The organism is Streptomyces sp. NPDC048297, from assembly GCF_043201585.1.
Lineage (GTDB): Bacteria > Actinomycetota > Actinomycetes > Streptomycetales > Streptomycetaceae > Streptomyces.
On record NZ_JBICZA010000039.1, the window covers coordinates 1 to 26,297 of the forward strand.

Sequence of the window (26,297 nt, forward strand, 5' to 3'; positions counted from 1 at the left end):
CCCGTGCCCGCACAGCGCGGTGAAGCAGGAAGCCCCCGGAAGGGTCAGCCGACCCAGGCCGGAATCCCTGGACTTTAGGCCAGGGAGCACGTCAACGCTACTACCGTGCCAGCCAGGTGGACCAGGCCCGTCTGGTGGCCCTGCTGCGGCAGCTGGACATGCCGCTGGCCCGGATCGCCGAGATCGTCGGCGCCGAGGGCACGGAGGCCGCCGACCTGCTCGCCGCCTACTGGGCGGACGTGGAGACCCGGCTGGCCGGGCAGCGCACCCTCGCCGCATACCTCCGTGGCCGTCTGTCGGGGAGGAGTTCCGAGATGTACGAGAAGTTCACGGTCGAGACGGTGGACGTGCCGGCGCAGGTGGTGATCACCGAGTCACGGCACACGCTGGCGGACGAGCTGCCGACCTGGATCGGTGCCTCGCTGGGCCGGCTGGAGGCGGCGGCGCGCAAGTGCGGGGGCGCGACGGGTGCGCCGTTCGTCGTCTACCACTCCGAGGTGTCGATGGAGAGTGACGGCCCCGCAGAGTCGTGTGTGCCGGTGGCGGACGAGGCGGCGGCACGGGCGTGGGTGGAGAAGCACGGCGGGCCGTGGGCGACGCGGGTGCGGGTGCGGGTGCGGGTGGAGCCGGCGGCCCGGCTGGCCGTCACCCGGATCACCAAGGCGCAGGTGGCGCATCCGCAGATCCTGGCCGCGTTCGAGGCGGTGGAGCACTGGGTGCGGCAGGAGGGGCTGGAGGTCGCCGGCCCGTGCGGGGAGGTGTACTTCGCGGACTGGAACGCGGCGGGCGCCGAGGACCCGGTGTGCGACGTGGCGTTCCCGGTGTCGTGATGCGGTGATGTGGTGACCGGTGATCCCGATGTCGTGATGCGGTGGGAAATGCCGAGCCCCCTCGGCAAGGACGGCGACTGGACGAGAGGGCTCCGCGGTCCTGCTTGTGCAGTTGTTGCCGCCGAGACGGCTAGACGTGAGGGTCAGAGAGAGCCCCCTACGCCTTGACCGAGGACACGAAGGCGTTCCACGCCTCGGCGGGGAAGGCCAGGGTCGGGCCCTCGACGACCTTGGAGTCGCGTACGGCCAGCTCCGTGGCGGCGGGCGACTTGACCTCGACGCAGGCGCCGTTGCCCGCGGAATAGGAGGACTTCATCCACGTCTCCGAAGCGCCCTGAATCAGTGCCATGTCTACTCCTGTTGCGAGTTGCGGTAGTACGGTTCACGCCAACCTTGTCGTCCGATTGGCGTGATCGACGCTACCGGGCAACTGCCGCCGCTGGAGTAGTCGTTCACTCAAGCGGATGGCATATTCGAGGTGAGCCTTCCGCTTGAGTGGAGTGACGGTGTATGATTCCGCGCCCCCTGCGGGGCAGGACTCAATCCGCGTACCGTTTGGCCACGTTGTCGATGTATTGCCGGGACTGTTCCACATTGAGGGACTGTGCCCGCAAGTGCTCGTACATCACGGCGTACTTCTGCACGTCCTGCGCCTTCTCCAGGTACAGGTCGCTGGTGACGCCCTCCAGGTAGACCACGCTGGAGTCGGCCGCGTCGGCGAACTCCAGGATCGCGTACTGGCCGTTGAGCCCCGGATGCGCGCCCACCTCGAACGGCAGCACCTGCACGGTGACGTGCGGCAGCTGGGACATCTCGATCAGGTGCTCCAGCTGCTCGCGCATCACCAGCCGGCTGCCCACGACGCGCTTGAGCGCCGCCTCGTCCAGCACCACCCACAGCCGCAGGGGGGTGCCCTCGGCGGTGATACGTTCCTGTCGCCGCATGCGCACTTGCACACGCTTCTCGATCTCGGTGGTCGAGGTCTCCGGCAACGCGCCCTGCACCAGGGCCTCCGCGTAGGCGCGGGTCTGCAACAGACCGGTCACCAGCTGGGGTTCGTACACCCGCAGCGACTCGGCGTCCGTCTCCAGGCCGATGTAGACGCTGTACGGGATGTCGCCGAAGGTGTGCCACCAGCCCTGCTGGCGCGAGTCGCGGGCCATCTCCATCAGCGAATCCACGATCCGCTGGTCCTCGACCTCGTACACCCCGCACAGGTCGCGCACATCGCGCTGACTGATGCTCCTGCGGCCGTTCTCCAGGCGGCTGATCTTCGACTGCGACACGAGCAGACGCTCGGCCACCTCCTCCGCCGTCATGCCCTTGAGCTCACGGAGCCTGCGCAGCTCCTGGCCCAGCCGGCGTCGCCTGACGGTGGGATTGACATTGGACGCCACGGGACGTGCACCTCCGGCTGCTGCCTGTTCCTGACACTTTGCGTATCTGCTGTTGAGCAGATTGCCACCAAGGTGCTTTCCACCGCTGGCAAATGGTGGATATGCGGAGCGTACGCGTCAGTCCGGGCACGGAGACGGACCGCACGAGCGGGCCGCGGAACGCGCGTGCCGGAAGCGGTCGAGCGGGGTGGCGGGATCACGAGTCCCACCACCCCGCTCGAACCAGCGGCTCCCGAAAGGGTCCTGGCGCCGACGGTGCGGTCGATCTGTGCGGTCGATCTGTGCGGTCGATCTGTGCGGTTGATCTGCGACCGATCCGATCGGTCGATCCGATCGGTCGATCAACGCAACTGCTTCTTGTGCTTCTTGCGGTCGGTCAGTGCACCACCGCGCGTGCCATGGATCCGTGACGCGGCTGCATCGGAACCGCGCGTGCGGGCTCCGCCGCAGGCCTGCCTCCGGGCCCGGCCTGCCGTGCGGCCGTGGCCGGACCGCGGCGCGGCTGCGTGGCCGCACCGTTCTGCACGTCCATCACCGCGTGGGCGACGAGGCCGCCCATCGGGTCGTGCCGGATCAGATCCCGCAGCCGGGAGCGCGAGGACCTGCCCTCGTTCCCCGGATACAGGTGCTTGCCGAGGCCGACCGCATGGGCCAGCGCGGCGAGCGCCGCGGTCCGCGGGTCCGGCGGTACGCCGGTGCGGATCGCTGAATCCAGCCGGGATCGGATCTCCCGGCTGATCTCGGTGTCCGTCGCCTGGTACCGCGTCGTCGGCAACACCCCGCACATCTGACCCGGCACGGCGGCCACCATGCCGCACCGCTCCAGATGCGAGAGATAGGTCTGACGCAGCCCCAGCCGGGGTCCGCCGATCCAGTGCACAGCCCGTACGGGAGCGCCGCGCCTTCGCAGCAACTCCAACGCACAGTCCAAAGTCGGATCTCCAGTCGGCCGTGGCACCACCACGGCGATACGATCCCCGTCTGGGGCTATCCGTCCGGCCAGCGCCAGCTCCACTAGCTGTGCTCCGGCCAGACCGAGGTCGAGCGACTGCGGCTGTGCAGTGGTACCCGTGGTCGGGTCCAGTGCCAGCAGCAGAAGCTCCTCCGGAATTGTTCTGCGGCTCCTGCCCATCCATGCCTCCCCGCGTGGATGAATGACAGGGTGACCCCTCTCACATTGGTCTGTCGAGGGTGCGTGACCGGTTCGTAAGGGAACCGGTAGGTATGTCGTTCTCGTCTACCACGGGGGCCAAGCCCTCACACAGGACACTGGTACATGGTTCGGACAGAGCGCGCGAGTGGGCGTGCGGCGCATGGAGGAGGCATCGGTGGCGGGCGAGTCCCCCGACAGGTCGAAGCAGCGCGAGTCGTCGGTGGAACCGACGCCGGGGGCCAGGGACTCGGTTCCCGAAGCCCGCGACCCGCGCCTCGCGGTCTCCCGCGAAAAGGATTCCTCAGCGGCGCCGGTGGACACCGCCACGAAGGTCCTGTCCGTCCGTGACGTGAAATCCGACAGGGCCGACGACGACACCGACCTCAAGAACGCCGTCTCCGCCTGGATCCGCACAGCCCCGAAGCCCGAGGCGACCGACGCGGCCGACGCGGCGCCTGACACGGAGTCGGACTCGGACTCGGACGACAACTCCACCGAGGACAGGGCCGAAGCCGCCGCCAAGCCCGAAGAGAAAGCCCAGACCGCCGCCGCAAAGCCGCCGACGCCGGCCAAGGACACTCCGGCCGCCAACGACGCCCCGGAGCCCACCAAAGACACCCCTGAGCCGACCAACGAGGCCCCAGAGGCCCCGGAGTCCGCCGCAGACACCGCCGAGCCCGCCGACGAGGCCCCGGAGTCCACCGAAGACACCCCTGAGCCCACCGACGAGGCCCCGGAGTCCACCGAAGACACCGCCGAGCCCGCCGACGAGGCCCCGGAGGCCACCGAAGACACCGCTGAGCCCGCCGACGTGCGCCCGCAGGCCGCCGCAGACGACCCGCAGCCCACCGACGAGCGCCCGCAGGCCGCCGAAGATGCGCCGCAGGCCGCCGACGGCGAGGACGCCCCGCAGGGGCCACCCGCAGCCGACGACGAAAGCCGCACGGGTGGTGCGGGTGGGAACACCGACGCCGAAGGCGAAGCCAAGGCGCCGAACACCGACGCCGAAGGCGACGAAGCCGAAGGCGACATCGACGGCGACGGCGACGGCGACGGCGACGGCGACGGCGAAGCCACGCCCCCGCCAGCCGGCCGCGCCAAGACACCCCCCGTCGACCAGCCCACCACCGCCTTCAAGACCCTCCGCCCCAAGAAGCCGGACGTCGACCAGCCGACGACCATGCTCAAGCTGGGCGGCAGCAAGTTCGTCCCCCTGAAGGACCCCGACGCCCCGACGCCAACACCAACACCAACACCACCCCCTACCCCCACACCCGGCGGAGCCGCCACCACCGCCCACCCCCACCTCGGCCGCCTCAACCCCGAACGCACCACCCAGCAACCGCTCCCCCCGAAGCCCCCGCTGGACCTCCTCGCCGAGCTGACGAACACCCCTCCGCCCCCGCAGACCCCCTTCCGCACCCTGATCCGCCGGGTCAAGATCTGGACCCCCCTGGTCCTCCTCCTGGCGATCATCTTTGCGGTCGTACAGACTCTGCGCCCCCTCCCCCAGCCCACGCTGGACCTCACCGCGGAGGAGACGTACACCTTCGGCGGCGCCAAGCCGGACATCCCCTGGCCGGCCACCGGCCAGGCGGCCCTCGACGTCCAGGGCATCGGCACGTTCGGCTCCTCCGGCACCCAGAAGCCCGTGCCGATCGCGAGTGTCGCGAAGGTCATGACGGCCTACCTGATCCTGCGCGACCACCCCCTCAAGAGCGGCGAGGACGGGCCGAAGATCGAGATCGACAAGCCGGCCGAGGAGCAGTCGGACGCCGGTCAGGAGTCCACCGTCCCGGTGACCGCCGGCGACCACATCTCGGAGCGCGAGGCGCTGGAGGCGATCCTCCTGCCGTCCGCGAACAACGTGGCCCGTCTGCTCGCCCGCTGGGACTCGGGTTCGGAGGAGGCGTTCGTGACGAAGATGAACGCCGCCGCCAAGAAGCTGGGCATGCCCAACACCCACTACACCGACCCCTCGGGCCTGACCGACTCGACGGTCAGCACGGCCGTCGACCAGGTCAAGCTGGCCAAGGCCGCGATGGAGCAGCCCGCCTTCCGCGAGGTCGCGGCGATGATGTCGTACGACGACTACAAGGGCGTGAACCACTCCAACTACAACCGCCTGGTGGGCCACAACGACGTCGTCGGCATCAAGACCGGCACCACCACCTCCGCCCTCGGCAACCTGGTCTTCGCCGCGAAGCAGAAGGTCGGCGGCGAGACCCGCACGGTCATCGGTGCCGTGCTGCGCCAGCCGGCCGGCGGTTTCGACAACACGATCATCAGCGGTGTCCTGGAGGCGGGCGACAAGCTGATCCGGGCCGGTCAGGGCGCGCTGAAGTCGGCGACGATCCTGAAGAAGGGCGATGTCGTCGGGTACGTGGACGACGGTCTCGGCGGCCGTACTCCGGTCGTGGCCACGCAGGACGTCACCGCGGCCGGCTGGTCCGGCCTGAAGGTGAGGCTGTCCTTCACGTCCGCGCCCGTGCCGCACACCGCGAAGGCCGGCATGCAGGTCGGCACGCTCACCGTGGGTGACGGTTCGGCCGGTGCGGTGAAGGTTCCGGTGGCTCTGCAGAAGGACCTGGCCAAGCCCGCCTTCGGCGCCAAGCTGACCCGCCTGGGCTGAGCGCACCACCCGCATGCCCGCACGCCCGCCCGCGCACCCCGTCCAGGGAGCCCCCACCCGGGAGCCCTGTGGCGGGGTGCGTGCTAGCGTCACGAATCGGGGCAGCTCGCCGGTCGGGGGACAAGGCCGCGAACTGGACGGGAAGAGGCCGGGAACACCGAGGAACGCGGCCGAGAACAGAAGACGGGACACGGGGAGTGCCTTCAGGTGGCCACAGCCGAGCCGACACGCGCCGACGACGCCGATCCGGACCCGGGATCGGGCCCGCGAATACGCGGGTCCGCGACTGACACGAAGCGCGCGGGGACCGCGGAGCGTCATCAGGACGTCACCCGCGACGACGTCACCGACAGTGACGACGACGCTCGCCCAGAGCGAGCCGACCGCTCCCCTGCCGACCGCTCCCCTGCCGACCAGTCCTCCGCCGACCACCCCCCTGCCACCGGCACCCCCCACCCCCGTACCGCCCGCCTCCTCGCCGCCGTCGAGCCGCTGCGGCAGCGGCTCCTGCGGCACCCGGTCCTCTCCGTCACCGCCCTCGCGGGCGCGCTGCACATCATCTGGTTCTTCGTCTTCGCGAACAGCGGCGGCGACCTCGCGGCCCAGGACGCCTGGGCGGAGTTCGTCGGCCGGCACCCCGACTCGGCGTACAACCTCGCCTGGTACGGGGGCATGCACCCGGTGTCGTACAGCGTGGTGTCGCCGTACCTGATGTCCGTGCTCGGTGTCCGTACGACGATGATGATCGCCGGTACGGTCTCGGCGGGCCTGCTCACCCTGATCCTGATCCGCAGCCGGGTGGTGCGGAACCCCCTGTGGGTCTCGCTCGCCGGGGTCTTCGCGCTCCTGTGCAACGCGGTGTCCGGGCGGGTGACCTTCGGGCTGGGCACGATGTTCGGGCTCGGCGCGGTCGCGGCCGTCTTCTGCTGGCCCCACCGGTGGCGGTTCAAACGCTGGGCGAAGGCCCTGGTCGCGGCCCCGCTGGCCGCGCTCGCCACGATGTCCTCGCCGGTCGCGGGCCTGTTCGTGGGCCTGGTCGCGGCAGCGCTGTTCCTGCAGAAGCGGCGGCCGGGCGCGTGGGCGCTGGGTCTCGCGCCGACCGCGGTGGTGGCCGTCTCGGCGTGGCTGTTCCCGTTCTCCGGCACCCAGCCGATGAAGTTCGCCTCGGTGATCCTGCCGCTGCTGTACGGCCTGCTGTGCGTGTTCCTCGTCCCCAAGCAGTGGCGGACGGTCCGCCTGACGGCCGGTGTCTACAGCCTCGGTGTCGTCCTGGTGTGGCTGATCAACTCGCAGATCGGCTCGAACATGTCGCGGCTGCCGATGCTGTTCGCGGGGGCGGTGCTGATCGCCGCGCTGCCGTTCACGGTGCCGCGCTCGCGCACGTGGTACGCCACGGTCCTGGCCTTCCTCGGCTTCGTCGGCTGGATCGGTTTCAAGTCGGTCGACGACATGGTGCACACCACCCCGGCCGCGTCCTGGGCCCGTGAGCTGGCCCCGCTGGTGAACGAGCTGCAGCGGGTCGGCGCGGAGAAGGGCAGGGTCGAGGTGGTCCCGGCGCGCTCGCACCGCGAGGCCTCCGCGCTCGCGCCGTACGTGAACCTGGCCCGCGGCTGGAACCGGCAGGCCGACATCGAGCGCAACCCGGTCTTCTACGACGACACGCTCAACTCGGCGAACTACCACGAGTGGCTGCGGCGGTGGGCCGTGCACTTCGTGGTGCTGCCGAAGGACAACCCGGACGGGGACAGCGGCGCCGACCGCGAGCGGCAGCTGCTGCGGCGCGGGATGCCGTACCTGACGCAGATCTGGGGCGACGCGAACTGGCAGCTGTTCAAGGTCACCGACCCGGTGCCGCTCGCCGAGCCGAACGCGGTGGTGGACCGGGCCGAGCAGGGCGAGTGGACGCTGCGGGTGGGCAGGGCCGGGCGGATCCTGATCAGGCTTCCGTACTCGCCCTGGCTGAGCATCGTGGACGAGCACGGCAAGAGCCTGAAGCCGCCGCAGGAGACTCCGGAGTCCAAGCACCGGGCCGAGGGGACGCCGAAGACGTACGACAACGTCAACGGGTGCCTGATGGAGTCCGCGGAGGACTGGGACGGGGACAAGTGGACGGTGCTGGTCGCGCCGAAGCCGGGCACGTACCGGCTGGCGTCGCCGTACCAGCTGCCCCGGGGCACGCCGTGCCCCGAGGAACTGAAGTGACGCCCGGCAGGAGCTGAAGTGACGCCCGGCCCCACCTCCGGCTGGGGCGCGGTCGCGGTGGCGGTCGCGGTCAGTCGCGCAGTTCCGCCACGTAGCGGTCCGTGCCCGGCACCGTGGGGATGAAGGGCGCCACCAGCTCCACCCGGCCCAGCCCGGACCCCGCCACCTGCTCGTCCAGGCCGCGGAAGTGGTCGTCCCAGCACTCCCGCGGGTCCTGCTCCAGGAACCACAGCAGGGTCAGCCGGGTGCCGACGCCCTCGACCTGCTTGACGTAGGTCATGCGGTCGCCGGGCAGCGGGGTCGGGCGGAAGACGGTCACCATGGCCGCCGGGGAGCCCGCCAGGCGCCGGGGGAGGTGGCGGGCGGTGAGCCACTCCAGCAGCTCGGCGCGCTGCTCGGCCGACTCGGCGTCGACGACCTCCAGGACCAGGCCGGCGTACGGGTGGTCGAGGGCGTGGAGGTCCCGGGGGCCGGCCGCGCCGTCGCGGTAGACCGTCGTCGTGTGGTCCTGGAAGGCCGTGAAGACGTGGGTGCGGGCGTGGTGGACGCGGGCGTCGCGGTTGAGGCGTCTGTTGATGGCGACGGTCCACTTCATGTGGTCGTCGTAGCGGCCGTCGGTGATCCAGTAGGTGGAGAGGTAGCAGCCGGCGGTCACCGGCTGCGCGACGGCCGACTTCTCGGAGTAGCGCAGGAGTTGCAGGTCGCGGGTGGCGACCCAGCGGCGGCCGGCGTGCATCCAGGGCATGGCCATGGCGCCGGCGTAGTAGTGGTCGTCCTCGTACCAGCGGTTGTAGGCGTACTCGTGGCCGGGGTGGGGCTCGACCATGGTGATCAGGGCGTGGCCGGGGTGGACGCCGTAGGGGCCCACGGCGGCCAGTTCGGCGTACAGCTCGCTGCGGGTGTCCTCGCTCATGCGGGTGTCCTCGCTCATGCGGTTCCCCTTTCCTGCGGTCGCCCATACTCTGACGCTCCGTCAGTTGAAGCGCCAGGGTTCGGGAGGCCCCCATGTCGCTGCTCGTGGGAAAGACCGTCGTCGTCTCCGGGGTCGGTGCCGGGCTCGGTCATCAGGTCGCCGCGGCCGTCGTGCGTGACGGCGGGAACGCGGTGCTGGGTGCGCGTACGGAGGCGAACCTCGCCAGGAGCGCGGCCGAGATCGATCCGAAGGGCGCGCACACGGCGTACCGGGCGACCGACATCACCGACGAGGGGCAGTGCGAGGCGCTGGCCGCTCTGGCGCGCGAGCGGTTCGGGGCGGTCGACGCGGTGGTGCACGTGGCCGCCTGGGACTCGCACTTCGGCGGGGTCGAGGACGCGGACTTCGCGACGTGGCAGTCGGTCATCGACGTGAACCTGCTGGGCACGCTGCGGATGACGCGGGCGTGTCTGCCGGCGCTGAAGGCGGGCGGGGGCGGGTCGGTGGTGTTCATCGGGACACAGTCGGCCGTCGCCGCGCCCTCGCAGGTCGCGCAGGCCGCGTACGCCGCCTCGAAGGGGGCGCTGACCAGCGCGATGTACTCGCTGGCGCGGGAGGTCGGGCCGTACCGGATCCGGGTCAACACGGTGCCGCCGGGCTGGATGTGGGGGCCGCCGGTGCGGGCGTACGTCCAGTTCACCGCGCAGACGGAGGGGGTGCCGGAGGCGGAGGTGCTGGGGCGGCTGACCGGGCGGATGGCACTGCCGGAGCTGGCGACGGACGGGGACGTGGCGGACGCGGCGGTGTTCCTGGCGTCGGACCGGGCACGGGCCGTCACGGGGCAGTCGTTGCTGGTCAACGCGGGTGAGCTGATGCGCTGACCCCGCCGACACACCCCCCGACTCGGTTCATACTTGTGAACGCAGGTCATCAACTCGCACAATTTTACCGGGGCTTGACCTTACGGTTGCTTGTCGTGTTCATGTGACGGGTCTCACGATCGAGCACATGAACAGTCTCGACTGGGCCGTGCTCATCGGCTACTTCGGCGTGATGGTCGCGATCGGTGTCTGGTCGCACAAGCGCGTGGGTGACGTCAGTGACTTCTTCACCGCCGGCGGCAAGATGCCCTGGTGGCTTTCCGGCATCTCGCACCACATGTCGGGCTACAGCGCGGTCATGTTCACCGGGTACGCGGGAATCGCCTACACCTACGGCGTCACCTCCTTCGTCACCTGGTCCTTCCCGATCGCGCTCGGCATCGCCATCGGCTCCAAGCTGTTCGCCCCGCGCATCAACCGGCTGCGGTCCCGGCTCCATGTGGCCTCGCCGCTGGAGTACCTGAAGAACCGGTACAACCTCTCCACGCAGCAGGCGCTCGCCTGGTCGGGCATGCTGCTGAAGATCGTGGACGTGGCCGCCAAGTGGGCGGCGATCTCCACCCTGTTGTCGGTGTTCACCGGGATCTCCCTGAACCAGGGCATCTTCATCACCGGTGCGATCACCGCCGTCTACTGCACCATCGGTGGTCTGTGGGCGGACGCGCTGACCGAACTCGGCCAGTTCGTCATCCAGTTGCTGGCCGGCATCTCGATGTTCGTCGCCGTCGTCCTGAAGCTGGGCGACAAGAACATCGGGTTCCTCGACGCCTGGGACCAGCCGGCGCTGCACGGCCACGGCAAGCCGCTGGTGGGGCCGTACGGGGCGGTGTTCCTGCTCGCGTTCCTGTTCATCAAGCTGTTCGAGTACAACGGCGGCATGCTGAACCAGGCGCAGCGGTACATGGCGACGGCCACCCCGCGGGAGGCCGAGCGGTCGGCGCGGCTGTCGGCGGCGCTGTGGCTGGTGTGGCCGGTGGTGCTGTTCTTCCCCATGTGGATGTCGCCGCTGCTGGTGCACGCGCAGAAGCCGGACGGCTCCGACTCGTACGCCCTGATGACCGAACAGCTGCTGCCGCACGGGCTGTTGGGGCTGGTGATCGTCGGGTTCTTCTCCCACACGATGGCGATGTGCTCCTCCGACGCGAACGCGATCGCCGCGGTGTTCACGCGGGACGTGGCGCCGGTGCTGTCCGCTCGGGCGCGGTCGTGGAGCGACCGCTCGGGCCTGGTCGCGGCCCGGGTGACGACGGTGGTCTTCCTCGGTCTGTCCATGGCGGTGGCGACGCAGGTCAACTCGCCGGCCTTCAAGGACATCATCACGGTCGTCATCAAGTGGGTGGCCGGACTGATGGGCCCGATCGCGATCCCGATGATGCTGGGTCTGCTCCGGCCCTTCCGCCGCTCCGGTCCCACGGCGGCGCTCGTCAGCTGGGGCGCGGGGCTGCTGGCCTTCTGGCTGGTCAACTACCCCGTCAACTGGAACGTGGACGGGGGTGTGCCGTTGCAGTACCAGGTCTCGGTGCCCCTCGCGGTGTCCCTGGTGCTGTACATCCTCATCGGCTTCCTGAAGCCCGAGGACACTCCGGAGCGGCTGGCGATCATCGAGACGGTCAACACGGACGGCGACGCGGCGGCGGCGGTGCCGGCGCCGGCGGCCCCGGGGGACGGGATCGTGGGATCACCGGTGCGGGAGTGAGGGTCGCGGACAGCAAAACGCCGGCCTCCTGTGACCTCGTCGGGTCTCGGGAGGCCGGCGTTCTGCCGTGGGCCGGGGGCTACTTGATGTAGACCAGACCGTCCGTGGTGACCGTGGGACGGCCGCTGGTGGCGACCACGACGATCTTCACCGTGTGCTTGGCGCTGCTGGACCAGTTCTTGGTCCAGATCGCCTGGCGGTACAGGGTGTTGGCGGACTTCAGGTCGACCGTGCTGACCTTGACGCCGTCGACGTAGACGTACGCCTGGCCCGAGGTGGAGGCGCGCGAGACCACCCAGGCCGCGGAACGGCCGGTGAAGGTCCACGTCAGGCTCGCGCTCTTCGAGCCGCTGGAGTACGACTTGCCGCCGAGGTAGCTGGTCGACGAACGGGCCGTCCAGGTACCGGTCTTGGTGGCCGAGGTCTCCTGGAGGATCATCGGGGTGAAGGCCGGGGAGGACGTGCGGTAGTTGCCCGCGTAGTCGTAGGCCCGCATGGACCAGGTGGCGGCGGTGCCGGACGCGGCGGTGCGGCTGGAACTGGTCGTCGTCGGGCCGAAGGTGGCCGTCGTCGGGGACAGCAGCTTCACCGAGCTGAGCGCCGTGTTGTCCGCGGCCTTCCAGCCGAGGGTGACCGGGACGGCGGTGGTGTTGACGGTGCCGGTGCGCAGGGAGAGATTCGGGCCGGTGGTGAAGGTCGGCGCGGTCGTCTCCGCCACGAAGTTCAGCGCGGCCGTGGTCGCGGTCTTGCCGGACTGGTGCACGGCCCGCACGGCGACGGTGTGGTTGCCCAGGGCCAGGGTGGTGCCGACCGAGGTGGCGGTGCCGGAGGCGGAGGCCACGGCCTTGCCGTCCACCAGCAGCTCGAACCTGGAGATCAGCGAGCCCGGCGTGGTGGTCGTCCAGTTCGCGGTGATGGCGCCCTTGGTGTAGTACGTCGAGCCCGAGAGGGCCGCGCCGGTGACCGAGGAGACATTCAGGCCCTGCACCGGGCCGGACGCCCAGGCGCGGATGGTCGGCAGCTGGCCGTAGAGCGAGGTGCCGGGGCACGCGGTGTTGTAGCCGTCGCGGTGACCGGAGATCCGGTTGAAGGTGTACGTGCTGCCCGCGGTGAAGTTGAGGCCGGTGCCGCTCGGCTGGGTCGCGCCCGCCGTGAGGCTCACGGTCGAGGAGGGGACGGCGCCGTACTGGCCGAGCTTCCAGGACGCGATCCGGGCGACCGAGGCCAGCGCGGCGTTGGAGGCGCCGGCGGAGGTGTACTCACCGAGCACCGCGATGCCGGCGGACTCCCGGTTCCAGCCGTAGGTGTGCGCGCCGAGCACGGGGAGGGCGACGCCGCCCTTGCGGCCCTCGAAGATCGTGCCGCACTTGTCGACCAGGAAGTTGTAGCCGATGTCGTTCCAGCCGTTGGTCTGCGTGTGGTACGCGTAGATGCCGCGCACGATCGACGCCGAGTCGGCGCACGAGTACGTGTTGGACCCGTCCGTGTGGTGGACGAAGACGGCCTTCACGTCGGCGTTGTACTCCGACGGGTCGGGGCTGAGCGACTCGTCGGCGCCCCAGCCGGAGCGCGAGACGATCGGCGGCTGCGGGACGTTGGACGGCGGTGCGGTGGGGATGGTGGGCGAGGGGCTCGCGGACGTGCTCGGGGACGCGCTCGCCGAGGCAGGGGCAGAGGCCGACGCGCTGTCGCTCGGGGAGACGGAGGGCGAGACGGAGTCGGTGGGGGACGCGCTCGCGTCGGCGAGGGTCCCGGCCACGTACCCGGCCGGCTCGGCGCTCGTCCCGGCCTTCGTCTCGGCCGCGGTCACCACTCCGGGGTCGACCAGGTTGACCTGGAGCCCCTTGGGCAGGGTGGAGGCGACGGAGCCGTTCTTGCGGACGACCTGCACCTGGACGCCGTCGGAGGGTCCGACCCACAGCGGCTCGGACGCACCGCGGGCGGCGGCCCGTTCCTTCGGGTCCTCCAGCGGGTCGATGTTCACTTCGAGGTCCTGCCAGGCCGACCACTCGCCGGTCGTCAGGCTGTGGGTGCGCACCTGAGCCGTGCCGTGCAGCCGCTTGGCGGCGCCCGTCCAGGAGACGCCGAGCATCGAGAACTGCTTGGTGTCGGTGCGCGGCAGGTCCCGCTTGTCGTTGCCGGTGCCCTTCAGCGCCAGGTCGTAGACCTTCACCGGCCTCTTGGCCCGGCCCCCCGCGCCGGTGTCGCCGCCGGACGGGCTGGCGACCGCGTAGGTCACCGCACCCCCGGCGGCGAGGACCACGGCCCCCAGCGTCAGCCAGGCTCGTCGCTTCGGGCTCAGCGGTCTGTACGCATGCGACGTACGACGGCTCACGGCGTATCCACCCCCATCGAAGGCCGGCAGAAAGGCCGGCGGGAAAGTCATACGGGGCACACCTGTCACAGAGGTTGCCTCTTGTATCAGCGCCTCCCGGTGGGCGGACGTCACGGGAGGACGGGCAGATGTGGCGTAGACCACTTCGATCCTGGTGTAAACGCCGATATCCCGGGCAGCGGTGAGCGGTTCAGGCGCGCGGGTACCGGGCCAGCCAGCCGGGGGCGGAGCCGGCGGGGCCGTGCAGGGCCGGGCCCTGGGTCATCTCCACGGCGAAGTCGTCGGCCAGTTCCAGGATGGTCGGGCGGCCCTCCAGTTCGGTGAGCCAGGCCGGCGGGAGGGCCGTTTCGCCGTGGAGGGCGCCGAGGAGGCCGCCGGTGAGGGCGCCGGCCGCGGCGGAGGGGCCGCTCTGGTTGACGGCGAGGCAGAGCCCGTGGCGTACGTCCTCGCAGACGAGGGCGCAGTAGACGGAGGCGGCGAGGAGGCCGTCGGCGGTGCCGTCACCGGCCAGTTCCTCCACTCTCGCCGGGCTCGGCAGCCCCTGCCGTACGGCGCCCAGCGCATGCTGCAGCGCGTCGGCGACGGGCTGGTGGCCGGGGCGGGCGGAGAGCAGGGCGAGGGTGCGCTGCACGGCGGCGTCGAGGCTCTCCCCGCGGGCGAGGGCGTGCACGATGACGGCGTAGGCGCCGGCGGAGAGGCAGGCCAGGGGGTGGCCGTGGGTCTGGGCCGCGCACTCCACCGCGAGCTGCAGGACGAGTTGGGGCTCCCAGCCGACGAGGAGGCCGAAGGGGGCGGAGCGGGCGACGGCCTCGGGGCCGAGTTCGCCGGGGTTCTTGGGGGACTCCAGCGTGCCCATGGTGTCGTCGCCGAAGCCGATGAGGAGGGACCGGGCCGGGTCGCGGCGGGCGTACAGCCACTCCTCGCGGGCGAGCCAGCCGTCGTCCTTGCGGCGCTCGTCGGGGCCCCAGTCGCGCTGGGTGGCCGCCCAGCGCAGATACGCCCGGTGCAGGTCGGTCGGCGGATGCCAGGCGCCGGTGTCGCGTCGCACCTGCGCACGGATCAGCCCGTCCACCGTGAAGAGGGTGAGCTGGGTGTGGTGCGTGACCGTGCCGCGCTTTCCGTGTCCGGGGGCGAGGTCGCGCAGGCCCTCCGCGCCGTACGCCGAGCGGATCTCCTCCAGGTCCAGCGCGTCGGCCGGCCCGCCCAGCGCGTCCCCGAGGGCGGAGCCGAGCAGGGTGCCGCGTACGCGGCTCCGGAAGTCCTGTTGCTCGGAGCGGCCCCATACCGCACCGGTTGTCGCACTCACCCAGACCTCCTACGGCACCGTCCGCACGTACGACGGCATGAACTGTAATCGACCGAGGTCGATCAATTCACGGGGGCAAATCATCCCGGCCGGGTCATTCCAGTACAGCTACGAGCGGATCGGCGCCGCCGGACCGAAGGCACTTCGGCGCTGCCCTTGGGGGACCGGACGGGGCATCCGCACCACGTGACGTTGCAGACGCGTGCGCGCGGCACAGCCGCCACCACTGCGGGTGGCAGCCCTCCCATGACGTACGCGGCACTCGGGTTGTCGTCCCGAGCCCACTGCGTCACAGTCCGGCCTCCGCCTCGGCCGCCTCTCGGATGGCACGGATCTCCGCCAGGGCAGGTGTCGGGTCCTGCTCTCCCGCATCCGCGATCAGTTCCAGTTCCCTCAACCGGGCGGCACGTTCCGGGTGTCGTTCGATGGCGACGAACACGGCCCAGGAGTGCACGAAGACCCGAAGCGGCGCAAGGCTCTGGGTCTGCTGAGCGTTTGTCGCAGCTTCGAAAAGGTGCTGCGTGAGGGCGGGAATCCGACGTGGGGCGATGCGCGCCACCGCCGCCCGCAGCGCCTCCGGGGTCGGCTCGGGCATCGGGATCAGCGGTGCGCCGGGGAGGTGGTGGTCATGCCACGGCCACGGACGATGCGCTGCATTCGCGGCAACGGCCCGGATGGGGGGAGCGGAAGGCCCGGTCGCAGCCCTCGCAGTTCTGGAGAGGGGCCGGGTGGAGCGACGGGGCGCTCGGGGGCGGCGGGGGAAGGTGCGGGGGAAGCTGGGCGGTGAGGCGGTGGGACAGGAGCGCCGCCGGGTGCTTGATCGGGTCCTGGGGCAGGCCGGTCGTGAGGGTGCGGACGACCGCCGTGGGCGGAACACCCCGGTCCAGCCATTCGGTGACGGCCGGGGCCAGCCGGTGCACGTCCCGTTCGGTGAGGAGCAGGCGGGAGTCGTGAGCGCGCAGACCGGCCAGCAGGTCGGCCGCCTTCGTACGGCACTGCGGCCGCTCGGCCTCGGGCGGTACGGGCGCCGCCGCCTCGACCACCGCGCCGCGAGGCCTGTTGTACGACGTCGTCCGGGTCGTCACTCGCCCCGATTGAAGACGCTCCTTGGTGCGTGAGAGGTACCCGTGCTCCTCCAGCTCACGCAGCGCCGCCGCGATGCGGATCTCCCCCTCGGGGAACCTCGCCGCCAGCGCCTTGATACCGATCGGAGCCCCCTCGGGCAGCGACTGGACGTGCAGGGCGAGGCCGATCGCGACCAGCGACAACTCCGCGTGCTGGGCGAGGTGGTTGCCGACCACGGTGAAGTTGTCGTGGTGGGGTTCGTTCACGTGGGTGACGCCGGACGAAGGCCGGGTCTTCGGGTGCGGGGACGCGTTACGCTGCTTGCTAGTCATCGGGAAGCGTCTTCTTCCTCGGTGATCAGGCCCTCGCACTGGGATGCCAGTCCCTGCGAGGGCCGATGCATGTGTGGACGTGTTGTCATCGCTGACGCTGCACCACAACTGCCCCGCCACGCCAGTTGCGTTGGGCATATTCACTCCGGCGAGTGATCGACGGGGGCGGTGGGGGTGGGGTTGGTTCTTTCCCCGGTTCTTTGGTCTTTTGGCGTCGCGCACGACCGGGTCGTGGAACACCGAGACCCCGCGCGGGCTCGCCGCCCAACGCCCCCGGCGCCCACCGACTTCACCGGATCGCGAGCCCCCGGAACCCGGTGCCCCACCAGATTTCCCGTTCCGGTCACCCGGTGTGTCCAGGCCTCCCTACGCTGACAAGTGACGATCCGGATACGAACGGTGGAGGAGAGAGATGACGCCCACCCCGCTGACGCCCACCCCGCTGACATGGTTCAAGAGCACCTACAGCAGCGCCGACGGCCCCGACTGCGTCGAAGTGGCCATATCCCCCGCCACCGTCCACATCCGCGACTCCAAGAACAAGGACGCCGCCCAACTCGCCGTCAAGGACTCCGCCTGGGCCGAGTTCGTGACGTTCGCGCGGTCCTGAGTCCGCAACGACGCCGGCGAGCGTGACACGGGGCGCGTTACCGGATTTCCCGTTCCGGTCACCCCGCGTGTCCAGACCTCCTTACTCTGACGAGTGACGATCTAGATACGGAGGGTGAGGGTGGAGGACGAAGAGGCTGAGGCCGTGCTCAGGACGGTCGGGCGGCAGATCAAGGTCTGGCGGGAGGCCGCCGGGCTCACGCAGGGCGAGTTGGGCGCGCGGATCGGGTACGGCGCGGATCTGGTCTCTGCGGTGGAACGCGGAGTACGGGTCCCCCAGCCGGAGTTCCTGGACGCGGCGGATGAAGCGGTGGGTGCGGGCGGGAAGTTGTCCGCGATGAAGGCGGACGTGCAGAGGGCCAGGTACCCGAAGAAGGTGCGGGATCTGGCCAAGTTGGAGGACGAGGCGGTCGAACTCGGGGCCTACGCCAACCATTACGTGCACGGCCTGTTGCAGACCCCCGAGTACGCGAGAGCCCTGTACACGATGCGCCGCCCGGCGTACACCGAGGACGAGATCGATCGCCATGTCGGCGCACGCCTCGCACGGCAGGACATCTTCGAGCGGGTGCCGCGCGCCACGCTCACGTTCGTCCAGGAGGAGGTGACTCTACGGCGGCCCATCGGAGGCCGGCCGACGCTGCGCAAGCAGCTCGAACACCTCCTGGAAGTCGGCAGGTTGCGGCATGTCGAGATCCAGGTGATGCCGACCGACCGCGACGATCACGCGGGAATGGGTGGGGCCCATCCGCCTGCTGAAGCTCCGGGACGGGAAGTCGGTGGCTCACGAAGAGGGGCAGACCGTCAACCGTGTGGCCACTGATCCACGGGAGGTACAACTCCTTGAATCGCGCTATGGGATCATCCGGGCGCAGGCTCTCACGCCCCGGGAGTCGCTGGCCTTCATCGAGCAGTTGATCGGAGAAGAGAGATGACCTCCACCCCGCTGATGTGGTTCAAGAGCAGTTACAGCAGCAATGAGGGCCCTGACTGCGTCGAAGTGGCCATATCCCCCGCCACCGTCCACATCCGTGACTCCAAGAACAAGGAAGCCGCCCAACTCGCTGTCAAGGATTCGGCCTGGGCCGAGTTCGTGGCGTTTGCGGGGCGCTGAGGTTCAGGGCGTCGCGGGTGAGGGAGAGTTCGGCGAGGGCGTCGTGGACGCGGGATCGGGCGGTTGGTGGGATGTCGGGCAGTGCTTGGAGGGTCGCGGTCATCGCGTCCGGGTCGTCGGGCTGTGCCCACGTCTCGTCGTCGAGCAGTTGCCGGATCTCGGCGCGGACGCGGAGCAGCCGCGTCCGCGGGTAGCCGGGGTCGAGTTCCGTCGCCCGCCGGGCGTCGGCCGACGCCCGCTCGTGCGCGCCGAGTGCGTGGTGCACCTTCGCCCGCTGCCAGAGCGCCCACACGTACTCCGGGCCGAGTTCGAGCGCCCGGTCCAGATCGGCGAGTGCCCGCGCCGGCTCGCCCGCCCTGGCCCGGCAGACTCCGCGGCTCGCGTATGCCGAGGCGTACGCGCCGTCGAAGGTGAGGGAGCGGTCGTAGTCGGCGAGGGCGGAGGCGTAGCGGCCGACGGTGACGAGCGCGTCGCCCCTCTCGCAGAGCACCCACGGTTCGTCGGGGGCGAGCGCGACGGCGCGGTCCAGGTCGCTCAGGCGCCGCTCCTGTTCGTCACGCGTCCGCCAGACGCGTGCCCTGCGTACAAGGGCCCAGACGAAGTCGGGATGCAGCTCCAGCGCCCGGTCCAGATCCGAGAGCGCCGCGTCGAGGAGGCCGAGTTGGTGCCGGGTGGCTCCCCGGGCGGCCCACGCGTTCTTCCTCGTCGGATCGAGCCGGATCGCCCGGTCCAGATCTCTCACCGCCGCTTCGAGGTCCCCGGTGATCCGGTGGTAGTCGCCGCGCACGCTGAGGATCCCGGCCTGGCCCGGGGCCAGCTCGTCGGCCCGGTCCAGATCGGCGATGGCTCCGGTGTAATCGCCTTGGTGCGCCCGCGCGTTGGCCCTTCCCTCGTACGCCGGTGCCGATTCCGGATCGAGTTCCATGGCCCGGTCGAACTGGACCAGCGCCGCGGCGTGATCACCGGCCTTGCCGTACTCGACCCCCCGCCACCGGTGCGCCTCGGCCCGCCCCCTCGCGTCGAGGTGCCCCTTCGCCAGCAGCACCCCCAGGGCTTCGAGTACCCCGCCCCTGTCCAGCGCCGCGTGCATCTCGCTCCCCCAGGCTCCGGCCCGCTCCGCGTCCGCGTCGTCCCCCGCCTGCACCAGCGCCTGCGCCCACCGCCGCGCCGCCATCTCGCTCTCACCGCAGGCGTCCACGAGGTCTCGTGACACCACCGGGAGAGCGGTCCGCGGGCTCGCGCACAGGAGGTGGTAGGACTCGGCGAGGCGAAGCCTGCGCCATTCCTCGTCCCTCCACAGCTCGTCCGCGCGCCGGTCCCCCTCCGCTTCCGCGCGCCACCGGCCGAACGCCTCGGCGAGCCGTGTGTGCCGCTCGGTCCAGCCGCGGGGCGAGCGCAGCCGCTGCATACGGAGCATCGGCGCGCGTACGACGCCGTGATACTGCACCTGTTCTCCGTGCTCGCTGACGAAGGGCATGCCTCTCAGCCAGGCGAAGAGCGGGCCGGCCTCGTCCTCGTGGCCGTCCGACGCCGTCCGGAACACGTCCTCGTCGAGCCATCGGGGCAGTGCCCCCGCCAGCGCGGCCGCTCTGCGCACGGGATCCTGCTCCCACTTCAGGAACCGCTCGACGGCCGTGACGCTCGGGTCCCCCACCCCCTCCGGGTCGGTGGGCCGCGCCTCGGCGAGGGTCGAGACCAGCACCGGAAGCCCGCCCGTGAGCCGCAGCACCTCGGCGACCACCGGCTCGTCCCGCACCCCCTTGCCCGCGAGGAGCCCCCGCGCCTCCGCCTCGGTGAACGGCCCGAGCGGGACGTCCATGACGAAGTCCGCGAAGCCGCCCCAGCGGCCGGTGTCCAGGGGGAGCTGCCCGGCGGTCACCACGACGACGGTCGCCGGCAGCGCGCCGTACCGGTCCGTCGTCATGATCTCGTGCAGCCAGCCGTCGAGGAACGGGCCGGTGCGCTCGTACGTGTCGAAGAACAGGACGATCCACGGTGCGGCGGACGCCGTGTCCGCGAGCTCGCTCAGCAGCACCGGCGTCAGTACGCGCTCCGGTGCGAGCACGAGCTGCACGTCCTCCTGGCTCCGGAAGCGCGCGCTGAGGCCCGACCGCAGCCGGTCCGCGCCCCGGGCGAGCTGCGTCGCGTCCAGGGCCCCGGCGAAGGCGCCGACCCCCGGCAGCATCCCGAGGCCGACCAGACCTGCCCGCGCCGCCGCGACGCTGCCCGCCGACGGCCCCTCCGGTTCCGGTTCCAGCGCGACGACGGCCGCCTCCGCCTCGTGCCTGCGCTCCCGGTGCGCGGCCAGCAGGCGTTCGAGTTCCTTGAACCGGCAGCCCTGACCGGCGAACTGCCGGGCGATCAGCGCCATCGTCTCGGACACGCTGCCGACGCTCTCGTCCACATAGGCGGCGAGCGCGCCCCTCTCCCGCGCGATCTGCTCCAACTCCCGCACGAGGAACGTCTTTCCGACACCCGCGTTGCCGTGCACGTGGAACAGGAAGCGGTGGCGCTCGTCCTCCGGCGCAAGGTCCAGGTTCTCCCGGAACGCGGCCCGTTCGCCGCCCCGGCCGACGAAACCGGCCCGCCTGCGCCGTCCGATCAGCTCCTGCATCGACGGCCGCGCCTGTGCCATTCGTACGCCCTTCCCCCGAACCTCCTCCGACGTCCCGCCCCTTCATTCTGGCGCAATGCCCACGCGATAAGTCGCCTGCGGGAAGGGAGAATTCAGCCATGACCAGCACCCCCGCCCGTCACACCGGCCTCGCCCTGGCCGCCGGTGTGCTCACCGGCGTCCTCGCCCTCTACATCACCCTCGTCGCCGTCGGGAACATCACCGACTTCGGGACGAACCAGCAGTTCGTCCGGCATGTGCTCGCGATGGACACGACGTTCAGGGACAAGGACCTGATGGGGCGGGCGATCACCGGGACCGGGCTCCAGGACGCCGCGTACGTCGCGATCATCGTGTGGGAGTCGGTGGCGGCGCTCGTCCTGATCTGGGGGACCTGGCTGTGGGCGCGGGGCCGAGGCGACCGGGCCCGGCGGACGTCCACCTACGGGCTGCTGATGCTGCTGACGCTCTTCGGCGCCGGGTTCATCGCCATCGGCGGGGAGTGGTTCGCCATGTGGCAGTCGAAGACCTGGAACGGGCTGGACGCGGCGACCCGGGTCTTCCTGCTGAGCGGGGTGGCCTTGATCGTCAACCAGCTGCCGGACCCCCGGCAGCGGGACGCCGGGTGACCTCGGTCACCCCTTGATTCACTCGACGACCGTCACCGCCGTCTTCGCGTCGCCGAAGGCCCACAGCGCGGTTCCGTCCTCCTTGTGGAGGCGGATGCCGCCGGTCTGCTTGCCGTTCGCGGGTGGCGGCGAGGAGCCGTCGATGGCGTTGGAGAACCCTATGTCCACGCCCGACGCCCGGGTGAAGTACAGAATGTGCTCGACGGCCACCCCGTCGTTACCGGTGGTGGCCGGCGTGCGGCTGGTGACCGAGTAGCTGCCGGGCTGCGGGCTCACCGTGCCCGGCCACACCGTGAAGGTGCGGGTGGCCGTACCGGTCGCGTCGACCAGCCACACCCGCTTCTCGGCGAGGGAGTACACGATCCGGCGGCCGGTGCCCGACTGCTCGGGCAGCGCGGGCGGCGCCGACTGCTGCGGCGCGGCGGAGGCGTGCGCGCCCGCCGTGGCCGACGGGTGCGGCTTGACCGCCGCGGCGGTGGGCTGCGGCCCGTGTTCCGCCTGGACGGCGAGGGCGATGACGACGGCGATCCCGCCCACCGTCAGTCCGGAGACCCAGGCCCACGAGGGCAGTCGGGCAGCCACGGGTACGCATCTCCTCCGCTACGGGTCCCCCGTCACAGATCTGGGGTCAGATCATCGTACTCAGTCCGGACCCGGCCGAGGACCGGCAGCAGGTCCCGGCCGAGACCGGCAGCCGGTCCCAGCCGAGACCGGCAGCAGGTCCCAGCCGAGACCGGCAGCAGGTCCCAGCCGAGACCGGCAGCACGTCTCAGCCGAGGACCCGCCGCAGGTCCCAGCCGGCAGCCGAGGACCCGCCGCAGGTCCCAGCCGGCAGTCCAGGACCCGCCGCAGGTCCCAGCCGGCAGTCCAGGACCCGCCGCAGGTCTCAGTCCAGGACCGGCAGCAGGTCGGGCAGGTGGCCGAGGACCCGCCGCAGGTCCCAGCCGGCAGTCCAGGACCCGCCGCAGGTCTCAGTCCAGGACCGGCAGCAGGTCGGGCAGGTGGCCGTCCGAGGCGTGCGCCGCCCGCCGCCGTTCCTCGGACACCTCGCCGTAGAGCGTGGTGCGGGGCCTGGCGGGCCGTCCGGCGGCCTCCGCCACCGCCTCCAGGTCCCGGACCGACTTGTACGAGCCGTACGACGAGCCCGCCATCCGCGAGATCGTCTCCTCCATGAGCGTGCCGCCCAGGTCGTTCGCCCCGGAGCGGAGCATCTCCGCCGCCCCTTCCGTGCCCAGTTTGACCCAGCTCGTCTGGATGTTGGGGATGTGCGGGTGCAGGAGGAGGCGGGCCATGGCCGTGACCGCGCGGTTGTCCCGCATGGAGGGGCCGGGGCGTGCGATGCCGGCCAGGTACACCGGCGCGTTCGTGTGGATGAAGGGGAGGGTGACGAACTCCGTGAAGCCTCCCGTGCGCCGCTGGATGCCGGCCAGCGTGCGCAGGTGGCCCAGCCAGTGGCGGGGCTGGTCCACGTGGCCGTACATCATCGTCGAGGAGGACCGGATGCCCAGCTCGTGGGCGGTGGTGATCACCTCGATCCAGGTGGCCGTGGGCAGCTTGCCCTTGGTCAGCACCCAGCGGACCTCGTCGTCCAGGATCTCCGCCGCCGTACCCGGCACGGAGTCCAGGCCCGCGTCCTTCGCCGCGGACAGCCACTCCCGGATCGACATGCCGGTGCGGGTCGCGCCGTTCACGACCTCCATCGGCGAGAAGGCGTGCACGTGCATGCCCGGGACGCGCTCCTTCACCGCCTTCGCGATGTCGAAGTACGCCGTGCCCGGCAGGTCCGGGTGGATCCCGCCCTGCATGCACACCTCGACCGCGCCCACGTCCCACGCCTGCTGGGCCCGGTCGGCGACCTGCTCAAGGGAGAGCGTGTACGCGTCCGCGTCCGTGCGGCGCTGCGCGAAGGCGCAGAAGCGGCAGCCGGTGTAGCAGACGTTCGTGAAGTTGATGTTCCGCGTGACGATGTACGTCACGTCGTCGCCGACCACCGACCTGCGCACGTCGTCCGCGATCCGGCACAGCGCGTCCAGCGCCGGCCCGTCCGCGTGGAACAGGGCCAGCGCCTCGGCGTCCGTGAGCTTCTCCGGGTCGTCGGCCGCCGTGCGCAGCGCCTGCCGTACGTCCGTGTCGATCCGCTCCGGTGCCATGCCGGGGACGGCCGCCTCGCGCAGCGCCTCCCAGTCGCCGTACACCTCGTCGAAGTCGTCGCGCCGGTCGGCGGTGCGGCCCTCGGTGTCGATCGTGCGGTGGAGGTCCGTGCGCCCGGTAGGTACGAAGGCCTCTTCCGGTTCCTGCCAGGGCAGGCCCTCGGGGAGCGCGCCGGGGCGGGCGAGGCCCGTCTCCGGGTCGGCGAGGGCGTCGACGTGCGGGCGCAGCCGGGGGTCCAGCCAGGGTTCGCCGCGCCGGACGAACTCCGGGTACACGCACAGGCGTTCACGCAGCTCGAAGCCGGCGGCCCGGGAGCGTTCGGTGAGTTCCTCGATCTGCGGCCAGGGGCGCTCGGGGTTGACGTGGTCGATGGTGAGCGGCGACACCCCGCCCCAGTCGTCGATACCGGCGCCGATCAGCCGCTCGTACTCGCTGTCGACCAGGTTCGGCGGGGCCTGGAGGCAGGCGCTCGGGCCCATGATGTGCCGGGCGACGGCGATCGTGGCGACCAGGTCGTCCAGTTCGGCGTCCGGCATGCCGCGCATCGCCGTGTCGGGCTTGGCGCGGAAGTTCTGGATGATCAGTTCCTGGATGCCGTGGTAGGCACGGGAGACCTTGCGCAGCGCGAAGAGGGACTCGGCCCGCTCCTCGAAGGTCTCGCCGATCCCGATCAGAAGACCGGAGGTGAAGGGCACGGAGGAACGGCCCGCGTCCTCCAACACCCGCAGCCGTACGGCGGGTTCCTTGTCCGGGGAGCCGAAGTGGGGGCCGCCGGGCTCGGACCACAGGCGGGTGGCGGTCGTCTCCAGCATCATGCCCATGCTCGGCGCGACCGGCTTGAGCCGCTGGAAGTCCGTCCAGGTCATGACGCCCGGGTTGAGGTGGGGCAGCAGGCCGGTCTCCTCCAGGATGCGGATGGAGACGGCGCGGACGTAGGCGATGGTGTCGTCGTAGCCGTGCGCGTCCAGCCACTCGCGCGCCTCGGGCCAGCGGTCCTCGGGCTTGTCGCCGAGGGTGATGAGGGCTTCCTTGCAGCCGAGCGCGGCGCCCTTGCGGGCGATGTCCAGCACCTCGTCCGGGGACATGAACATCCCGTGCCCCGCCCGGCGCAGCTTGCCGGGGACGGTGACGAAGGTGCAGTAGTGGCACTTGTCCCGGCACAGCCGGGTGAGGGGGATGAACACGCTCTTCGAGTACGTGATGACGCCGGGCCTGCCCGCCGCGTCCAGACCCGCGTCCCGCACCCGGGCGGCGGACGCGGCGAGGGCGGTCAGGTCCTCACCGCGGGCCTGCAGCAGCACCGCCGCCTCGGCGACGTCGAGGGCGACGCCGTCCCGGGCACGTTTGAGGGCGCGACGCATGGAGTTCTCGGTCGGGCCGGTTCCGGAGGTCGCGGAAGTCGTCATCCTCCGAGCATATGGCTCCGCCGGTTCGGCAGTTCGGGCTCGGGGGGTGCCGCGCGTTTCCGGGCGCGGGCGCGTTGTGGCTGGTCGCGCCCCCTTGCCTCCATGTAGTCGCGCCCCATTGCTTACATGGAGTCGCGCCCCATTGCTTACATGTACTCGGCGTACGCGTCCAGCACGCGCAGCACCTCCGGCTCCCCCGCCGGCGGCAGTTGGAGGACGACCTCGTCGATGCCCAGTTCGGCGTAGTGCGCGAGTTTGCCCGGGGCCGGCAGGACCGCGTACGGGACGATCTGGAGGGCCGCCGGATCCCGGCCCGCGTCGGCCCAGACCGCGCGCAGCACCGGCAGGGACTCGCCGAGGCCCCGGCCGCCGATGGGCAGCCAGCCGTCGGCGTACTCGGCGATCTGCGCGAACAGCTTCGGCCCGGCCGCCCCGCCGACGAGCGTGCGCGGACCGGTGACCGGGCCGCGCGGCTTCTGCGCCGGCTTGGGGTGGGCGAAGCTCGCCCGTACGCTGCCGAACTCGCCGTCGTAGGACGTCGGTTCCGGCGTCCACAGCGCCTGCATCAGCCGCATCCGGTCCCGGACCAGGTCCCGGCGCGTCCGCCAGTCCACACCGTGGTCGGCGGCCTCCTCCACGTTCCAGCCGAAGCCGAGGCCGAGCGTGAGACGGCCCTCGGAGAGGTGGTCGAGGGTGGCGATCTGCTTGGCGAGGGCGATGGGGTCGTGCTGGGCGACCAGCGTGATGCCGGTGCCGAGCCCGAGACGCTCGGTGACGGCGGCGGCCTGGGCGAGGGCGACGAAGGGGTCGAGGGTACGGCCGTACTCGCGGGGCAGGTCGCCTCCGGCGGGGTACGGGGTGGTGCGCTCGACGGGGATGTGGGTGTGCTCGGGAAGGTAGAGGCCGGCGAAGCCGCGCTGCTCGAGTTCGCGGGCGAGGGGGACGGGGGCGATGGTCTCGTCGGTCAGGAAGATCGTGACGGAGATGCGCATGGGGTATCTGTAGCCGGTGTCGGCCCCACTGTCGATACCG

19 protein-coding genes and 2 pseudogenes are annotated in these 26,297 nt (G+C 71.1%); 9 read left to right on the forward strand and 12 right to left on the reverse strand.

Going from position 1 to position 26,297, the window contains the following annotated elements; genetic code table 11:
- Positions 1–95: 95 nt before the first annotated feature.
- Positions 96–830 (forward strand): annotated as a pseudogene (locus ACGFYV_RS31925) (MerR family transcriptional regulator); the annotation flags it as partial.
- A 157-nt stretch (positions 831–987) separates the two neighbouring features.
- Here the strand turns inward: ACGFYV_RS31925 and ACGFYV_RS31930 are convergent.
- The 3 genes from ACGFYV_RS31930 to ACGFYV_RS31940 form a co-directional block, all read right to left on the reverse strand.
- Positions 988–1,179, reverse strand: a complete 192-nt coding sequence (locus ACGFYV_RS31930) for a DUF397 domain-containing protein (protein WP_393882002.1) — start codon at positions 1,177–1,179, stop codon at positions 988–990.
- Positions 1,180–1,369: 190 nt separating this feature from the next.
- Positions 1,370–2,227 (reverse strand): helix-turn-helix domain-containing protein, encoded by an 858-nt coding sequence (locus ACGFYV_RS31935; RefSeq protein WP_393882003.1) that lies wholly within the window; start codon positions 2,225–2,227, stop codon positions 1,370–1,372.
- Between the two features lie 376 nt (positions 2,228–2,603).
- Complete coding sequence (locus ACGFYV_RS31940; protein ID WP_393882004.1) at positions 2,604–3,359, reverse strand: GPP34 family phosphoprotein; 756 nt, start codon at positions 3,357–3,359, stop codon at positions 2,604–2,606.
- 196 nt (positions 3,360–3,555) lie between these two features.
- Between ACGFYV_RS31940 and ACGFYV_RS31945 the strand changes: the two genes are divergently transcribed.
- The gene (locus ACGFYV_RS31945; protein WP_393882005.1) at positions 3,556–6,012 is read left to right on the forward strand and encodes a D-alanyl-D-alanine carboxypeptidase; all 2,457 of its coding nucleotides are present in this window, start codon (positions 3,556–3,558) and stop codon (positions 6,010–6,012) included.
- Positions 6,013–6,219: 207 nt separating this feature from the next.
- Positions 6,220–8,214, forward strand: coding sequence for an MFS transporter (locus tag ACGFYV_RS31950; protein WP_393882006.1), 1,995 nt, complete (start codon positions 6,220–6,222; stop codon positions 8,212–8,214).
- 70 nt (positions 8,215–8,284) lie between these two features.
- Here the strand turns inward: ACGFYV_RS31950 and ACGFYV_RS31955 are convergent, their stop codons facing one another.
- Positions 8,285–9,127, reverse strand: a complete 843-nt coding sequence (locus ACGFYV_RS31955; protein WP_393882055.1) for a hypothetical protein — start codon at positions 9,125–9,127, stop codon at positions 8,285–8,287.
- Positions 9,128–9,219: 92 nt separating this feature from the next.
- Here ACGFYV_RS31955 and ACGFYV_RS31960 point away from each other — a divergent pair, with 92 nt between their 5' ends.
- Positions 9,220–10,008 carry an SDR family oxidoreductase gene (locus tag ACGFYV_RS31960; RefSeq protein WP_393882007.1) on the forward strand — a complete coding sequence of 263 codons (789 nt, stop codon included), beginning with the start codon at positions 9,220–9,222 and terminating at the stop codon, positions 10,006–10,008.
- A gap of 127 nt (positions 10,009–10,135) precedes the next feature.
- Complete coding sequence (locus ACGFYV_RS31965; protein WP_393882008.1) at positions 10,136–11,704, forward strand: sodium:solute symporter family protein; 1,569 nt, start codon at positions 10,136–10,138, stop codon at positions 11,702–11,704.
- 79 nt (positions 11,705–11,783) lie between these two features.
- On the opposite strand, the gene ACGFYV_RS31970 is transcribed toward ACGFYV_RS31965, so the two are convergent.
- From ACGFYV_RS31970 to ACGFYV_RS31985, 4 genes are all read right to left on the reverse strand, one after another.
- On the reverse strand, positions 11,784–13,967 hold the full coding sequence (locus ACGFYV_RS31970; protein ID WP_393882009.1) for a peptidoglycan recognition protein: 2,184 nt from the start codon (positions 13,965–13,967) through the stop codon (positions 11,784–11,786).
- A gap of 262 nt (positions 13,968–14,229) precedes the next feature.
- A complete protein-coding gene (locus ACGFYV_RS31975) occupies positions 14,230–15,345 on the reverse strand; it encodes an ADP-ribosylglycohydrolase family protein (protein WP_393882010.1) in 1,116 nt (371 codons plus the stop codon).
- 289 nt (positions 15,346–15,634) lie between these two features.
- The gene (locus tag ACGFYV_RS31980) at positions 15,635–15,940 is read right to left on the reverse strand and encodes a hypothetical protein (protein ID WP_393882011.1); all 306 of its coding nucleotides are present in this window, start codon (positions 15,938–15,940) and stop codon (positions 15,635–15,637) included.
- A 31-nt stretch (positions 15,941–15,971) separates the two neighbouring features.
- Entirely contained in the window at positions 15,972–16,742 is a 771-nt protein-coding gene (locus tag ACGFYV_RS31985; RefSeq protein ID WP_393882012.1) for a helix-turn-helix domain-containing protein, read from the reverse strand.
- A 412-nt stretch (positions 16,743–17,154) separates the two neighbouring features.
- Here ACGFYV_RS31985 and ACGFYV_RS31990 point away from each other — a divergent pair, with 412 nt between their 5' ends.
- From ACGFYV_RS31990 to ACGFYV_RS32000, 3 genes and pseudogenes are all read left to right on the forward strand, one after another.
- Positions 17,155–17,352: a DUF397 domain-containing protein gene (locus ACGFYV_RS31990; RefSeq protein ID WP_393882013.1), complete on the forward strand. Its 198-nt coding sequence runs from the start codon at positions 17,155–17,157 to the stop codon at positions 17,350–17,352.
- A gap of 120 nt (positions 17,353–17,472) precedes the next feature.
- A pseudogene (locus ACGFYV_RS31995) lies at positions 17,473–18,286 on the forward strand (Scr1 family TA system antitoxin-like transcriptional regulator).
- Positions 18,287–18,300: 14 nt separating this feature from the next.
- On the forward strand, positions 18,301–18,465 hold the full coding sequence (locus ACGFYV_RS32000) for a DUF397 domain-containing protein (RefSeq protein ID WP_393882056.1): 165 nt from the start codon (positions 18,301–18,303) through the stop codon (positions 18,463–18,465).
- Here ACGFYV_RS32000 and ACGFYV_RS32005 read toward each other — a convergent pair.
- Entirely contained in the window at positions 18,419–21,100 is a 2,682-nt protein-coding gene (locus ACGFYV_RS32005) for a tetratricopeptide repeat protein (RefSeq protein ID WP_393882014.1), read from the reverse strand. The genes ACGFYV_RS32000 and ACGFYV_RS32005 overlap by 47 nt on opposite strands.
- A gap of 98 nt (positions 21,101–21,198) precedes the next feature.
- Between ACGFYV_RS32005 and ACGFYV_RS32010 the strand changes: the two genes are divergently transcribed.
- Positions 21,199–21,708: a DUF2165 domain-containing protein gene (locus ACGFYV_RS32010; protein WP_393882015.1), complete on the forward strand. Its 510-nt coding sequence runs from the start codon at positions 21,199–21,201 to the stop codon at positions 21,706–21,708.
- Positions 21,709–21,726: 18 nt separating this feature from the next.
- Here ACGFYV_RS32010 and ACGFYV_RS32015 read toward each other — a convergent pair whose 3' ends face one another.
- The 3 genes from ACGFYV_RS32015 to ACGFYV_RS32025 all read right to left on the reverse strand — a co-directional run bounded on the left by ACGFYV_RS32015 (position 21,727) and on the right by ACGFYV_RS32025 (position 26,257).
- Positions 21,727–22,290, reverse strand: a complete 564-nt coding sequence (locus tag ACGFYV_RS32015) for a hypothetical protein (RefSeq protein ID WP_393882016.1) — start codon at positions 22,288–22,290, stop codon at positions 21,727–21,729.
- 389 nt (positions 22,291–22,679) lie between these two features.
- Positions 22,680–25,265 carry a bifunctional FO biosynthesis protein CofGH gene (locus ACGFYV_RS32020; RefSeq protein ID WP_393882017.1) on the reverse strand — a complete coding sequence of 862 codons (2,586 nt, stop codon included), beginning with the start codon at positions 25,263–25,265 and terminating at the stop codon, positions 22,680–22,682.
- Between the two features lie 146 nt (positions 25,266–25,411).
- On the reverse strand, positions 25,412–26,257 hold the full coding sequence (locus ACGFYV_RS32025) for an LLM class F420-dependent oxidoreductase (RefSeq protein WP_393882018.1): 846 nt from the start codon (positions 26,255–26,257) through the stop codon (positions 25,412–25,414).
- Between the last annotated feature and the right edge of the window lie 40 nt (positions 26,258–26,297).